Here is a 575-nt window from a genome sequence, read left to right as displayed (position 1 = left end):
GATGCGCTTAGGGGAGACACCCGTTCCCATCCCGAACACGATGGTTAAGACCTAAGCGGCCGATGGTACTGCACTGGAGACGGTGTGGGAGAGTAGGTGGCCGCCAGATTATAAAAAAGATAAACCAAAGGAAGGGATGACAAAATTCCGGAGGGGAAGCTTTCATATAGATACTGGCAAGAATCTGGGAGGTTCGAGCTAACCCAACCAACAGGGAAGTGTTGTTTAGGATAGCTGGTTTTACCAGTGATCAGGGTTCTGAAAGGATTCAGATTTCTGATGACTGATAAAACAGTCAATGTACCTTGAAAACCGCATATAAGAAATAAATTGATGAAAATATCAAGACATCCGAGGTAATTGTTATAAAATAATAATTATTCGAAACACTGATTCAAACGAATCAAACCTAATTACCAACGCATGCAACGCTATGCATGTGTAGCCAGAGTCCATTCCCGTGGATGAAGGCAAGTTGGTTATGCTAGAAAGAGCGCAGGGTGGATGCTTGGCACTAAGAGCCGATGAAGGACGTGATAAGCTGCGAAAAGCTTCGGGGAGGAGCAAATATCCAA

The 575-nt window shown here is 44.3% G+C and carries 2 rRNA genes; both read left to right on the top strand.

Features of this window, described 5'->3' with window-relative positions:
• Positions 1 to 109, top strand: a 5S ribosomal RNA gene (gene rrf / locus DWX73_RS13455); the annotation flags it as partial.
• Between the two features lie 368 nt (positions 110 to 477).
• Positions 478 to 575, top strand: a 23S ribosomal RNA gene (locus DWX73_RS13450); the annotation flags it as partial.

The sequence above is a fragment of the Coprococcus sp. AF21-14LB genome, from assembly GCF_003458885.1.
Lineage (GTDB): Bacteria > Bacillota > Clostridia > Lachnospirales > Lachnospiraceae > UBA9414.
The sequence above is the reverse complement of the archived record's forward strand: the minus strand, read 5'-3'. Positions and strand labels throughout refer to the sequence as shown.